The 14115-nt window shown below is 65.5% G+C and carries 9 protein-coding genes and 3 tRNA genes; all 12 read left to right on the top strand.

The window, feature by feature from the left end; translation table 11 throughout:
* Positions 1 to 26 precede the first annotated feature (26 nt).
* A tRNA-Tyr gene (locus JL101_RS18735) sits at positions 27 to 112 on the top strand.
* Positions 113 to 188: 76 nt separating this feature from the next.
* A tRNA-Gly gene (locus JL101_RS18730) sits at positions 189 to 262 on the top strand.
* A gap of 91 nt (positions 263 to 353) precedes the next feature.
* Positions 354 to 1544 carry an elongation factor Tu gene (tuf, locus tag JL101_RS18725; RefSeq protein ID WP_201073040.1) on the top strand — a complete coding sequence of 397 codons (1191 nt, stop codon included), beginning with the start codon at positions 354 to 356 and terminating at the stop codon, positions 1542 to 1544.
* Between the two features lie 155 nt (positions 1545 to 1699).
* Positions 1700 to 1775: transfer RNA gene (locus JL101_RS18720), tRNA-Trp, on the top strand.
* A gap of 166 nt (positions 1776 to 1941) precedes the next feature.
* The gene (secE, locus tag JL101_RS18715) at positions 1942 to 2091 is read left to right on the top strand and encodes a preprotein translocase subunit SecE (protein WP_246148307.1); all 150 of its coding nucleotides are present in this window, start codon (positions 1942 to 1944) and stop codon (positions 2089 to 2091) included.
* Positions 2092 to 2095: 4 nt separating this feature from the next.
* A complete protein-coding gene (gene nusG / locus JL101_RS18710) occupies positions 2096 to 2626 on the top strand; it encodes a transcription termination/antitermination protein NusG (protein ID WP_203096974.1) in 531 nt (176 codons plus the stop codon).
* A 167-nt stretch (positions 2627 to 2793) separates the two neighbouring features.
* On the top strand, positions 2794 to 3222 hold the full coding sequence (rplK, locus tag JL101_RS18705; RefSeq protein ID WP_201078602.1) for a 50S ribosomal protein L11: 429 nt from the start codon (positions 2794 to 2796) through the stop codon (positions 3220 to 3222).
* Positions 3223 to 3228: 6 nt separating this feature from the next.
* Entirely contained in the window at positions 3229 to 3945 is a 717-nt protein-coding gene (gene rplA, locus JL101_RS18700) for a 50S ribosomal protein L1 (RefSeq protein WP_203096975.1), read from the top strand.
* A gap of 299 nt (positions 3946 to 4244) precedes the next feature.
* A complete protein-coding gene (gene rplJ, locus JL101_RS18695; protein WP_201078606.1) occupies positions 4245 to 4775 on the top strand; it encodes a 50S ribosomal protein L10 in 531 nt (176 codons plus the stop codon).
* Between the two features lie 47 nt (positions 4776 to 4822).
* A complete protein-coding gene (gene rplL, locus JL101_RS18690; RefSeq protein ID WP_201078608.1) occupies positions 4823 to 5197 on the top strand; it encodes a 50S ribosomal protein L7/L12 in 375 nt (124 codons plus the stop codon).
* A 259-nt stretch (positions 5198 to 5456) separates the two neighbouring features.
* Entirely contained in the window at positions 5457 to 9647 is a 4191-nt protein-coding gene (gene rpoB, locus JL101_RS18685) for a DNA-directed RNA polymerase subunit beta (protein WP_203096976.1), read from the top strand.
* A gap of 197 nt (positions 9648 to 9844) precedes the next feature.
* Complete coding sequence (rpoC, locus tag JL101_RS18680) at positions 9845 to 14038, top strand: DNA-directed RNA polymerase subunit beta' (protein ID WP_203096977.1); 4194 nt, start codon at positions 9845 to 9847, stop codon at positions 14036 to 14038.
* Positions 14039 to 14115: the final 77 nt, after the last annotated feature.

Below are 14115 nucleotides of genomic sequence, written 5' to 3'. Positions count from 1 at the left end.
CTCCGTCCCGGGCGACCGGGGCGGTTGGAAGGGTGGCCGAGTGGTTAAAGGCAGCAGACTGTAAATCTGCCCGCGATAGCGTACGCTGGTTCGAATCCAGCCCCTTCCACCATCTCTGCCATCAGGGCCGGATCCTCCGGCCGGGATCGGCAGACCGGTGTCGATGGCGCCGTCAGGAAATGGTTCGGGCGGGTGTAGCTCAATGGTAGAGCTCCAGTCTTCCAAACTGGTGACGAGGGTTCGATTCCCTTCACCCGCTCCATTCCTCGACGACGACGGCCGCCGGCTCCGGTAAGTTTTGGTTTTTGATCTTCGGATGGATGTCGGCTAAAGCCGCGGGGACAGAAAGAGCGATGGCGAAGGCGAAATTTGAGCGGACCAAGCCGCACTGCAACATCGGCACGATCGGTCACGTCGACCACGGCAAGACCTCGTTGACGGCGGCGATCACCAAGGTTCTGGCCGAGACGGGCGGTGCGACGTTCACCGCGTACGACCAGATCGACAAGGCGCCGGAGGAGAAGGCCCGCGGCATCACGATCTCGACGGCGCACGTCGAGTACGAGACGGCCAACCGCCACTATGCCCACGTCGACTGCCCGGGCCACGCCGACTACGTGAAGAACATGATCACGGGTGCCGCGCAGATGGACGGCGCGATCCTGGTGGTGTCGGCGGCCGACGGCCCGATGCCGCAGACCCGCGAGCATATCCTGCTGGCCCGCCAGGTCGGCGTCCCGGCGATCGTGGTGTTCCTGAACAAGGTCGACATGGTCGACGACCCCGAGCTGCTGGAGCTGGTCGAGCTGGAAGTGCGCGAGCTGCTGAGCAGCTACGACTTCCCCGGCGACGACATTCCGATCGTCCACGGCTCGGCGCTGATGGCGCTGGAGGACAAGAGCCCGGAGATCGGCAAGGAAGCCGTGCTGAAGCTGATGGCGGCGGTGGACGAGTACATCCCGCAGCCGGAGCGTCCGGTCGACCGTCCGTTCCTGATGCCGATCGAGGACGTGTTCTCGATCTCGGGCCGCGGCACCGTGGTGACCGGCCGCGTCGAGCGCGGCATCGTCAAGGTCGGCGAGGAGATCGAGATCGTCGGGCTGAAGAACACGGTCAAGACCACCGTGACCGGCGTCGAGATGTTCCGCAAGCTGCTCGACCAGGGACAGGCGGGCGACAACATCGGGGCGCTGCTGCGCGGCACCAAGCGCGAGGACGTCGAGCGCGGCCAGGTGCTGGCCAAGCCCGGCTCGATCACGCCGCACACCGTGTTCAAGGCCGAGGCCTACATCCTGACCAAGGAAGAGGGCGGCCGGCACACGCCGTTCTTCACCAACTACCGTCCGCAGTTCTACTTCCGGACCACCGACGTGACCGGCATGGTGGCGCTGCCGGAAGGCACCGAGATGGTGATGCCCGGTGACAACGTCGCCATGACCGTCACCCTGATCGCCCCGATCGCCATGGACGAAGGCCTCCGCTTCGCCATCCGCGAGGGCGGCCGCACCGTCGGCGCTGGCGTCGTCGCCAGCATCATCAAGTAAGGTTCCACGGATCTGGCCGCCGCCGGAAAATAATTCTCCGGCGGCGGCCTTTTCGCTGGATTGTTTCTGACGGATCCGTTAAAACCCCCCGCCGCCCCGGAGTTGAGGCATCATCGTCTTCGGCACAGGGGCATCGTCCGGCGGACGGGCGCTGTAGGAGTGTAGCTCAATTGGTAGAGCACCGGTCTCCAAAACCGGGGGTTGGGGGTTCGAGCCCCTCCACTCCTGCCACTCTTGGCAGGCGGACATCCGAGCAGGCGATGACGGCAAAGGCCGTGACGATCTGAATTTCTGGCCGGCGCCTCGATGGCGACGGCTGTACTTAAGTGAGACTGGCGGCCCAACCGCGATGGCTAAAAAGAACCCTGCAGAATTCGCTCGCGAAGTCCGGCGCGAGGTGGCCAAGGTTACCTGGCCGACGCGCAAGGAAACGACGATCACCTCCGGCATGGTGTTCGTGATGGTCATCGCCGCGTCCCTGTTCTTCCTGCTGGTCGATCAGGTGCTGGCGCTGGGCGTCCGCACGATTCTCGGCCTGGGGGTCTGAAGCCATGGCGATGCGCTGGTACGTCGTTCACGTCTATTCGGGCTTCGAGAAGAAGGTCGCGCAGGGCATCCGCGAGAAGGCCGCCCAGAAGGGCCTCTCCGAGATGTTCGAGGAAATCCTGGTGCCGACCGAGGAAGTGGTCGAGGTCCGCCGGGGCGCCAAGGTCAACGCCGAGCGGAAGTTCTTTCCCGGCTATGTCCTGGTGAAGATGGAACTGAGCGACGAGACCTGGAGTCTCGTGAAGAACACGCCGAAGGTCACCGGCTTCCTGGGCGGCGGCGGTAAGCCGCAGCCGATCAGCCAGTCCGAGGCCGAGCGGATCATCTACCAGGTCCAGGAGGGCATCGAGCGGCCCAAGCCGTCGATCACCTTCGAGGTCGGGGAGCAGGTCCGGGTCAACGACGGCCCCTTCACCTCCTTCACCGGCATGGTCGAGGAAGTGGACGAGGAAAAGGCCAGGCTCAAGGTCGCGGTGTCGATCTTCGGCCGCTCCACCCCGGTGGAACTGGAATACGGGCAGGTCGAGAAGATCTGATCCCGGTGTCGGGACGCTCCGGCGTTCCGTTTGTCGGAACGCCACGGCGTCCCGGCTGATTTGTGCGGGAGGCTCGCCATGGCCGTACCGCGCGCCCTGCAACCCTGCGGTGACTGTTCCGAGGGTTGCGACATGGTCCTCCGAGGACCATTTGGAGAGGTATCACGATGGCAAAGAAGATTATCGGCTACATCAAGCTTCAGGTGCCGGCCGGCAAGGCCAACCCGTCGCCGCCGATCGGTCCGGCGCTGGGTCAGCGCGGCCTGAACATCATGGAGTTCTGCAAGGCGTTCAACGCGCGGACCGCTGACTTGGAGGTCGGCATGCCGATCCCGGTCGTGATCACCGCGTTCGGTGACCGTACCTTCACCTTCGTCACGAAGACCCCGCCGGCGACCTACTTCATCAAGAAGGCCGCCAACATCACCAAGGGCTCGCAGACGACCGGCAAGGGCTTCATCGGCCAGATCTCGATGGATCAGATCCGCGAGATCGCGCAGACGAAGATGGTCGACCTCAACGCCAACGACGTTGACGGCGCCGCCAAGATGATCGCGGGCTCCGCCCGTTCCATGGGCCTGGAAGTGGTGGAGTAAGAGACCATGGCACGTATCGGAAAGCGCCTCAAGAACGCCTACCAGGGCATCGACCGCGACGGCTTCCTGCCGCTGGAAGACGCCCTCCGGCTGATCAAGTCCAAGGCGACCGCCAAGTTCGACGAGACCATCGAGCTCGCGATGAACCTGGGCATCGACCCCCGCCACGCCGACCAGATGGTCCGCGGCATGGTCACCCTGCCGAACGGCACGGGCAAGACCGTCCGCGTCGCGGTGTTCGCCCGAGCCAACAAGGCCGAGGAGGCCCTGGCGGCCGGCGCCGACATCGTCGGTGCGGATGACCTGGCCGAGAAGATCCAGGCCGGCGAGATCAACTTCGACCGTTGCATCGCCACCCCGGACATGATGGCCGTGGTCGGCAAGCTCGGCAAGATCCTGGGTCCGCGCGGCCTGATGCCGAACCCGAAGCTGGGTACGGTGACCCCGAACGTGACCGAGGCCGTCAAGGCGGCCAAGGGCGGTTCGGTCGAGTTCCGCGCCGAGAAGACCGGCATCGTGCATGCGGGCGTCGGCAAGGCCAGCTTCAGCGACGACGCGCTGCTGGAGAACATCCGGGCCTTCGTCGGCGCGATCAACCGCGCCAAGCCGACGGGCGCCAAGGGCCAGTACATCGAGAAGATCTCGCTCAGCTCGACCATGGGTCCGGGCGTGAAGCTGGACCTCTCGACCATCGCCACGGCGGGCACCACCGCCAACGCGTAAGGGACATGGCGGCGGGACCGGGCGACCGGAACCGCCGCCGTCAGGACGGTGTCCGCACCGTCCGCCCTGTCCGAGACTGCAGGCGCCGGTTCGCCGGCCTAAGATTCGCCTGCATAGACGGGAGTTGCAACCGATTACCGGACGGGTAAAGCCCCGGCCGGCACTGACGGCTTGAACTTCTGGGACAGGTAAACCGGGACCGTTCCCCCACTCACCCGGGGAGGGGTTCCAATTGTCTGCACGGCAGGGGCTTCCTCAAGGTCGAGGGTGCCCAGGCCATTTAGCAACGGAGACGATCCGTGGACCGCACTCAGAAGGAAGAGACGGTCGCGGCGTTGCACTCTGCGTTGCAGGACACCGGTCTCGTCGTCGTCACCCAGCAGAGCGGGATGACGGTGGCCGAGGTGACGGACCTGCGCCGCAAGATGCGCGCTGCGGGCGCCAGCTTCAAGGTGACGAAGAACCGGCTCGCTCGCATCGCCCTCAAGGGTACGCAGTTCGAAGGTTTGGACGGGTTGTTCAAGGGGCCGACCGCGGTCGCCTACTCGAAGGACCCGGTCGCGGCCGCCAAGGTGGCCGCCGACTATGCCAAGGGCAACGACAAGTTCAAGATTGTCGGCGGCTCTCTCGGCACCCAGACCCTCGACGTCGAAGGTGTCAAGGCGCTCGCGTCCTTGCCGTCGCTCGACGAACTGCGCGGCAAGCTCCTGGGCATGATCAGCACTCCCGCGACCCGTATCGCCGGCGTGCTTCAGGCTCCGGGTGGCCAGGTGGCCCGCGTTCTCGCGGCGTACGCCGATGCCCAGAACAAGCAGGACGAGGCGGCTTAAGCCTCCTTACGATCTAAACAGAAGTTCAAGCTCAAACGGAGTTCAAAATGGCTGATCTGGCCAAGCTGGTTGACGACCTGTCCGCTCTGACCGTCCTCGAGGCGGCCGAGCTGTCCAAGATGCTCGAAGAGAAGTGGGGCGTTTCCGCCGCCGCTCCGGTGGCCGCCGCTGCCGCTGCTCCGGCCGCCGCCGCAGCACCGGTCGAAGAGCAGACCGAGTTCAACGTGATCCTCTCCGCCGCCGGCGACAAGAAGATCAACGTCATCAAGGAAGTCCGCGCCATCACCGGCCTGGGCCTCAAGGAGGCGAAGGACCTGGTGGAAGGCGCTCCGAAGCCGGTCAAGGAGGCCGTGTCGAAGGACGAGGCCGCCAAGATCAAAAAACAGCTTGAAGAAGCGGGCGCGACGGTCGACATTAAGTAAGACCGTCTTGCTGAACGACAGAGTTCATATTCAAGCGCTTGACGACGGCCTGCCCCCCGAAAGGGGGCATGCCGTCGAACGGCGTTGTATGCATTTTCTGGCGGCAGTCATATGGTGCCCGGTGTCTGCCGCGCAGCGTATGGCGACGGACATGACACAGTATACGGTGCGCAACCTTCCGTAAGGTTAACGGAAAGGCTGCGGCACCGTTTCGCGTCCCCTGGGGACGCAAAATCGGATGAGTCTACGAGGGGCATCCATGGCCAAATCCTTTACGGGACGTAAGCGTGTTCGCATGAGCTTCGGGAGGATCCCCGAGGTAACCCGCATGCCCAACCTCATCGAGGTGCAGCGGAGCTCCTACGATCACTTCCTCCAGATGGACGTCCCGCCCGAGCGCCGCGGCAATGTGGGCCTGCAGGAGGTGTTCCGGTCTGTTTTCCCGATCAAGGACTTCTCCGACCGCGCCGTGCTCGACTTCGTGAAGTATGAGCTGGAACAGCCGAAATACGATGTTGAAGAGTGCCAGCAGCGCGGGATGACCTTCGCGGCTCCGCTCAAGGTGACCCTGCGCCTCAGCGTCTTCGACGTCGAGGAGGAAACCGGCCTCCGTTCGATCCGCGACATCAAGGAGCAGGACGTCTACATGGGCGACATGCCCCTGATGACGGCGAACGGCACCTTCGTGATCAACGGCACCGAGCGGGTCATCGTCAGCCAGATGCACCGCAGCCCCGGCGTCTTCTTCGACCACGACAAGGGCAAGACCCACAGCTCCGGCAAGTACCTGTTCGCCGCCCGCGTCATTCCCTACCGCGGTTCCTGGCTGGACTTCGAGTTCGATGCCAAGGACCTCGTGTTCGTCCGTATCGACCGCCGCCGCAAGCTGCCGGCGACCACGCTGCTGTTCGCCCTGGACAGCGCGGAGACGGCAGCGCTGCGCGAGGAGCGCGGACCCCAGGGCCTGCAGCCCTACGAGGCGCAGGGCATGTCGAAGGAGGAGATCCTCGGCACCTTCTACGACAGCATCGTCTACGAGCGGGCGGCCAACGGCTGGAAGACCCCGTTCAACGCCGATCGCATGAAGGGCATCAAGCTGGTCGGCGACCTGATCGACGCCAAGACCGGCACAGTGATGGCCGAGGCCGGCACCAAGATGACCCCGCGGGCGATCCGCAAGCTGGTCGAGCAGGGCCTGGAAGAGCAACTCGTCGCGACCGAGGAACTGGCCGGCCGGTACCTGGCCGCCGACCTGATCAACGAGAAGACGGGCGAAGTCTATCACGAGGCCGGTGACGAGTTGTCGCTGATGGACATCGAGAAGCTGGAGAAGGCCGGTGTCAGCTCGATCCCCGTGCTGGCGATCGACCACATCAATGTCGGCTCGTACATCCGCAACACGATGGCCGCGGACCGCAACGCGTCCCGCGAAGACGCGCTGATCGACATCTACCGGGTCATGCGCCCGGGCGAGCCGCCGACCCTGGAGTCCGCGGAAGCTCTGTTCAACGGCCTGTTCTTCGACCAGGAGCGCTACGACCTGTCCGCGGTCGGCCGCGTCAAGATGAACGCGCGCCTCGGCTTCAAGACCGACGACCAGATGCGGGTGCTCCGCAAGGAGGACATCCTCTCGATCCTCAAGGTCCTGGTCGAGCTGAAGGACGGCCGGGGCGAGATCGACGACATCGACCATCTCGGCAACCGTCGCGTCCGCTCGGTCGGCGAGCTGATGGAGAACCAGTACCGCGTAGGATTGCTCCGCATGGAGCGCGCGATCCGCGAGCGCATGAGCTCGGTCGAGATCGACACGGTCATGCCGCACGACCTGATCAACGCCAAGCCGGCGGCCGCCGCCGTGCGCGAGTTCTTCGGGTCGTCGCAGCTCTCCCAGTTCATGGACCAGACCAACCCGCTGTCGGAGATCACCCACAAGCGGCGCCTGTCGGCCCTCGGCCCGGGCGGTCTGACCCGCGAGCGGGCGGGCTTCGAGGTGCGCGACGTGCACCCGACGCACTACGGCCGCATCTGCCCGATCGAGACTCCGGAAGGCCCGAACATCGGCCTGATCAACTCGCTGGCCACCTACGCCCGCGTCAACCAGTACGGCTTCATCGAGAGCCCGTACCGGAAGGTCGTGGACGGCAAGGTGACGGACGAGGTGGTCTATCTCTCCGCGATGGAGGAGGGCCGCTACACGGTCGCCCAGGCCAACGCCGAGCTGAACGAGGACGGCAGCTTCGTGGAGGACCTGGTGTCCTGCCGCCAGGGCGGCGAGTACCTGATGTTCCGCCCCGAGGCGATCAGCCTGATCGACGTGTCGCCGAAGCAGCTGGTGTCCGTCGCCGCGGCGCTGATCCCGTTCCTGGAGAACGACGACGCCAACCGCGCGCTGATGGGCTCGAACATGCAGCGCCAGGCGGTGCCGCTGATCCAGTCCGACGCGCCGCTGGTCGGCACCGGCATGGAGGCGACCGTCGCCCGCGACTCCGGCGTGGCGATCGCGGCCCGCCGGTCGGGCGTGATCGACCAGGTCGACGCCACCCGCATCGTGATCCGCGCCACCGAGGAGACCAACACGGCCGCCCCCGGTGTCGATATCTACAACCTGCTGAAGTTCCAGCGGTCGAACCAGAACACCTGCATCACCCAGCGCCCGCTGGTGCGTGTCGGTGACCGGGTGCAGGCCGGCGACATCATCGCCGACGGCCCCTCGACCCAGCTGGGAGAGCTGGCCCTGGGCCGGAACGTGCTGGTCGCGTTCATGCCCTGGAACGGCTACAACTTCGAGGACTCGATCCTGATCTCCGAGCGGATCGTGAGCGACGACGTCTTCACCTCGATCCATATCGAGGAGTTCGAGGTCATGGCCCGCGACACCAAGCTGGGCCAGGAAGAGATCACCCGCGACATCCCCAACGTCGGCGAAGAGGCCCTGAAGAACCTCGACGAGGCGGGCATCGTCTATATCGGTGCCGAGGTGAAGCCGGGCGACATCCTGGTCGGCAAGGTGACGCCGAAGGGCGAAAGCCCGATGACGCCGGAAGAGAAGCTGCTGCGCGCCATCTTCGGCGAGAAGGCGTCCGACGTGCGCGACACGTCGCTGCGCCTGCCGCCGGGCGTCGCCGGCACCATCGTCGAGGTCCGCGTCTTCTCCCGCCGCGGCGTGGACAAGGACGAGCGCGCGATGGCGATCGAGCGCGCCGAGATCGAGCGTCTGGCCAAGGACCGCGACGACGAGCGCAAGATCCTGGAGCGCAGCTTCTACGGTCGCCTGCGCGAGCTCCTGATCGGCCAGAAGGCCGTCAGCGGCCCCAAGGGCTTCCGCACCGGCGCCGACATCACCGAAGCCGATCTCGCCCCCCTGACCGGCGGCCAGACCCGTCAGATCAGCGTCGAGAACGAGCAGGTGATGGAGACCATCGAGCAGGTCGGCAAGGTGTTCGACGACTCGATCGACGCCCTGCAGGCCCGCTTCGAGAACAAGGTCGAGAAGCTGCAGCGGGGCGACGAGCTGCCGCCGGGCGTGATGAAGATGGTCAAGGTCTTCGTCGCGGTGAAGCGCAAGCTCCAGCCGGGCGACAAGATGGCCGGCCGGCACGGCAACAAGGGCGTGATCTCCAAGATCATTCCCAAGGAAGACATGCCGTTCCTGGAAGACGGCCGCCAGGTCGACATCGTGCTGAACCCGCTGGGCGTCCCGTCGCGCATGAATGTCGGGCAGATCCTGGAGACCCACCTGGGCTGGGCCGCGGCCGGGCTCGGGCGCCAGATCGACCAGATGGTCCAGACCTACCGTTCGGCGGCCAAGCGCAGCTCCGACGACGGCATGACCAAGGTCATCGCCGACCTGAAGGAGAAGCTGAAGGCGGTCTACGGCAGGGCCTACGACACCGACGTCGCCGACCTGTCGGACAAGGAACTGCTGGAACTGGCCGGCAACCTGCGGATCGGCGTGCCTTTCGCCACTCCCGTCTTCGACGGGGCGCGCGAGGACGACATCTGCCGGATGCTGGAGATGGCGGGCCTGGACAAGTCGGGCCAGAGCACGCTGATCGACGGCCGGACCGGCGAGCCGTTCGACCGCAAGGTGACCGTCGGCTACATCTACATGCTGAAGCTGCACCATCTGGTGGACGACAAGATCCACGCCCGGTCGATCGGTCCCTACAGCCTGGTCACCCAGCAGCCGCTGGGCGGCAAGGCCCAGTTCGGCGGGCAGCGTTTCGGCGAGATGGAGGTCTGGGCGCTGGAAGCCTATGGCGCTGCCTACACCCTGCAGGAGATGCTCACGGTCAAGTCGGACGACGTGTCCGGTCGTACCAAGGTCTACGAGGCGATCGTCCGCGGCGACGACAACTTCGAGGCCGGTATCCCGGAATCGTTCAACGTGCTGGTCAAGGAGCTGCGTTCGCTCGGCTTGAACGTCGAGCTGAACCAAAGGGCCTACTGATCCGGGCGGACCGGGGCAGGGGGGCGGTGCGAGCCGCCCCCGTCCGTTTCCACCCGGAACATCACCGCCGCGCATTGGCCTTGTGGTCATGACCGGCGGAATGCTGTTCGAGACATAATCAGACGGCGGATACCCGTGATTTCCATCCGCCGCTCTCAGCCGGCCCACCGGGCCGGCCCCGCTCAGGGGAGAGGTTCATGAACGAGTTGATGAATATTTTCGGCCAGGTCCAGGGCCCGCAGAGCTTCGATCAGATCCGTATCTCGATCGCGAGCCCCGAGCGGATCCGCTCCTGGTCCTTCGGCGAGATCAAGAAGCCGGAGACCATCAACTACCGTACCTTCAAGCCGGAACGCGACGGGCTGTTCTGCGCCCGCATCTTCGGTCCGATCAAGGATTACGAGTGCTTGTGCGGCAAGTACAAGCGCATGAAGTACCGCGGCATCATCTGCGAGAAGTGCGGCGTCGAGGTCACCCTGTCCAAGGTGCGCCGCGAACGCATGGGCCATATCGAGCTGGCCTCGCCGGTGGCGCACATCTGGTTCCTGAAGTCCCTGCCGAGCCGCATCGGACTGCTGCTCGACATGACCCTGAAGGATCTGGAGCGGGTCCTCTATTTCGAGAACTACGTCGTGGTCGAGCCCGGCCTGACCCCGCTGAAGCTTCACCAGCTTCTCGGCGAGGAGGAGTATATCTCCGCCCAGGAAGAGTACGGCGACGACGCGTTCGAAGCCAAGATCGGCGCCGAGGCGCTGGGCCACATGCTGTCCCAGATCGACCTGGAGCAGGAGCGCATCACCTGCCGCGACGAGCTGCGGGAGACCAACTCCGAGGCCAAGCGCAAGAAGCTGGTCAAGCGGCTGAAGCTGATCGAGGCGTTCCAGGAATCCGGCTCCCGGCCGGAATGGATGATCCTGAACGTCATCCCGGTCATTCCGCCCGAACTGCGCCCGCTGGTGCCGCTCGACGGCGGCCGGTTCGCGACTTCGGACCTGAACGACCTGTACCGCCGCGTGATCAACAGGAACAACCGCCTGAAGCGGCTGATCGAGCTGAAGGCGCCTGACATCATCGTGCGCAACGAGAAGCGCATGCTGCAGGAAGCCGTCGACGCCCTGTTCGACAACGGCCGCCGCGGCCGCGTCATCACGGGCGCCAACAAGCGTCCGCTGAAGTCGCTGTCCGACATGCTGAAGGGCAAGCAGGGCCGGTTCCGCCAGAACCTGCTCGGCAAGCGCGTCGACTATTCCGGCCGTTCGGTCATCGTGGTCGGCCCGGAGCTGAAGCTGCACCAGTGCGGCCTGCCGAAGAAGATGGCGCTTGAGCTGTTCAAGCCCTTCATCTACGCCAAGCTCGAGCTGTACGGCATGGCTTCGACCATCAAGGCGGCCAAGCGCATGGTCGAGAAGGAGCGGCCGGAGGTCTGGGACATCCTCGAGGAGGTCATCCGCGAGCATCCGGTCCTGCTGAACCGCGCGCCGACCCTGCACCGCCTGGGCATCCAGGCGTTCGAGCCGACGCTGATCGAGGGCAAGGCGATCCAGCTGCACCCGCTGGTCTGCACCGCCTTCAACGCGGACTTCGACGGCGACCAGATGGCGGTCCACGTGCCGCTGTCGCTGGAAGCCCAACTCGAGGCGCGCGTCCTGATGATGTCGACCAACAACATCCTGTCGCCCGCCAACGGCAAGCCGATCATCGTGCCCAGCCAGGACATCGTCCTGGGTCTGTACTACATCACGATGGAACGCGACGGCGAGAAGGGCGAGGGCATGGCCTTCGCCAACATCGGCGAGATCCAGCAGGCGCTGGACGCGAAGGCGGTCAGCCTGCACGCCAAGATCAAGGCGCGTTACAGGACGATCGACGACGAGGGCAAGCCGACCACCGTGCGCGTGGAGACCACGCCGGGCCGGATGCTGCTGTCCGAGATCCTGCCGCGCAACAAGATGGTCCCGTTCGCGGTCATCAACCGCCTGCTGACCAAGAAGGAGATCACCAACGTCATCGATCTGGTCTACCGCCACTGCGGCCAGAAGGAGACGGTGATCTTCGCCGACCGGCTGATGAAGCTGGGCTTCGGCCATGCCTGCCGCGCCGGCATCTCGTTCGGCAAGGACGACATGGTCATCCCGCCGGAGAAGCAGGCCCTGGTTGCCGACGCGCAGGAGCGGGTCAAGGAGTACGAGCAGCAGTACCTGGACGGCCTGATCACCCAGGGCGAGAAGTACAACAAGGTCGTCGACGTCTGGTCGGAAACCACCGAGAAGGTGGCCAACGCCATGATGGACGTGATCAAGAAGGACCGTCCGGGCCAGGGCATCAACTCGGTCTACATGATGGCGCACTCCGGTGCGCGTGGTTCGGCGGCACAGATCAAGCAGCTGGCCGGCATGCGCGGCCTGATGGCCAAGCCGTCGGGCGAGATCATCGAGACGCCGATCATCTCGAACTTCAAGGAAGGCCTGACCGTGCTGGAGTACTTCAACTCCACCCACGGTGCCCGTAAGGGTCTGGCCGACACCGCCTTGAAGACGGCGAACTCGGGTTACCTGACCCGCCGCCTGGTCGACGTGGCTCAGGACGCGATCATCGTCGAGGTCGATTGCGGCACCACCGACGGCATCACCGTCAAGGCCGTGATCGAGGGCGGAGAGGTGATCGCGCCGCTGGCCGACCGCATCCTGGGCCGTACCACGGCCGTCGAGCTTAAGAACCCGCTGACCGGCGAGGTCGTCGTGGACGCGGGCGCGCTGATCGACGAGGCGCTGGTGGACAAGATCGAGCAGGCCGGCATCGACTCGGTGCTGATCCGTTCGGTCCTGACCTGCCACACCCGCGACGGCGTGTGCGCCAAGTGCTACGGCCGCGACCTGGCCCGCGGCACCCTGGTGAACGTCGGCGAGGCGGTCGGCGTCATCGCGGCGCAGTCGATCGGCGAGCCGGGCACCCAGCTGACCATGCGTACCTTCCACATCGGCGGTGCCGCCCAGCGCGGTGCCGAGCAGTCCTCGGTCGAGGCGGCGTTCGACGCGACCCTTCAGATCAAGAACCGCAACGTGGTTCTGAACTCCGAAGGCGTGCCGGTCGTCATGGGCCGGAACTGCGAACTGGTGCTGGTAGACGACCAGGGCCGCGAGAAGGCGCGTCACCGTATTCCCTACGGTGCCAAGCTGCTGGCGGCCGAGGAGGAGAAGGTCGAGCGCGGCCGCAAGCTGGCCGAGTGGGACCCGTACACCCTGCCGATCATCACCGAGCGCGAGGGTATCGCCAACTACGTCGACCTGATCGAGGGCGTGTCCGTCCGCGAGGTCATGGACGAGGCGACCGGCATCTCCAGCAAGGTGGTGGTCGACTGGCGCCAGCAGCCCCGCGGTGCCGACCTCCGTCCGCGCATCACGCTGCGGGACGAGACCGGCGACGTGGTCAAGCTGCCGAACGGCATGGAGGCGCGCTACTACATGTCGGTCGACGCTATCCTGTCGATCGAGAACGGCGCCCGCGTGCGGGCGGGCGACGTGCTGGCCCGCATCCCGCGCGAAGGCTCCAAGACGCGTGACATCACCGGCGGTCTGCCGCGCGTGGCCGAGCTGTTCGAGGCCCGCCGCCCGAAGGACTTCGCGATCATCTCGGAGACCGACGGCCGGGTCGAGTTCGGCAAGGACTACAAGACCAAGCGCCGGATCGTGGTCGTTCCCAACGACGAGAGCGAGCAGCCCAAGGAGTACCTGATCCCCAAGGGCAAGCACATCTCGGTCCAGGAAGGCGACTATGTCCAGCGCGGCGACCTGCTGATGGACGGCAACCCCGTGCCGCACGACATCCTGGCGGTCATGGGTGTGGAGGCGCTGGCCGCCTACCTCACCAATGAGATCCAGGAGGTCTACCGGCTCCAGGGCGTGAAGATCAACGACAAGCATATCGAGGTGATCGTCCGCCAGATGCTGCAGAAGGTCGAGATCGAGGACGCCGGCGACACCACCTTCCTGGTGGGCGAGCAGGTGGACCGTCAGGAGTTCGACATCGAGAACGAGAAGGTCATCGCGGAAGCCGGCGCCGACGGCGTCCAGCTTCGTCCGGCCAAGGCGCGCCCTGTCCTTCAGGGCATTACCAAGGCCTCGCTCCAGACCAAGTCGTTCATCTCCGCCGCGTCGTTCCAGGAAACCACCCGCGTGCTGACCGAGGCCGCCGTCTCGGGCCGCGTGGACAACCTGGACGGCCTGAAGGAGAACGTGATCGTCGGTCGCCTGATCCCGGCCGGTACCGGTTCGGTGGTCAACCGCCTGAAGCAGATCGCCGCTGAGCGCGACCGGGAAACCACCCCGATCGAGCACGATGGCAGCGAGAGCGTCATGCCGGGCCTGCCGGAAAGCCGGCCCAACGTGGCGTAAGCCGCGGGTCCGACGCCAGGCATGGAAAGAAGGCCGCTCCGGGAAACCGGGGCGGCCTTTTCCGTTCGCATTCGACC

Source organism: Skermanella rosea (genome assembly GCF_016806835.2).
Lineage (GTDB): Bacteria > Pseudomonadota > Alphaproteobacteria > Azospirillales > Azospirillaceae > Skermanella > Skermanella rosea.
This window is presented reverse-complemented; position numbering and strand designations above follow the sequence as displayed.

Coding starts and splice junctions, on each gene's coding strand:
- rplA (WP_203096975.1), top strand. CDS start 3,229: ATGGCACGTATCGGAAAGCGCCTCAAGAACGCCTACCAGGGCATCGAC.
- rplK (WP_201078602.1), top strand. CDS start 2,794: ATGGCAAAGAAGATTATCGGCTACATCAAGCTTCAGGTGCCGGCCGGC.
- nusG (WP_203096974.1), top strand. CDS start 2,096: ATGGCGATGCGCTGGTACGTCGTTCACGTCTATTCGGGCTTCGAGAAG.
- rpoB (WP_203096976.1), top strand. CDS start 5,457: ATGGCCAAATCCTTTACGGGACGTAAGCGTGTTCGCATGAGCTTCGGG.
- rplL (WP_201078608.1), top strand. CDS start 4,823: ATGGCTGATCTGGCCAAGCTGGTTGACGACCTGTCCGCTCTGACCGTC.
- rpoC (WP_203096977.1), top strand. CDS start 9,845: ATGAACGAGTTGATGAATATTTTCGGCCAGGTCCAGGGCCCGCAGAGC.
- tuf (WP_201073040.1), top strand. CDS start 354: ATGGCGAAGGCGAAATTTGAGCGGACCAAGCCGCACTGCAACATCGGC.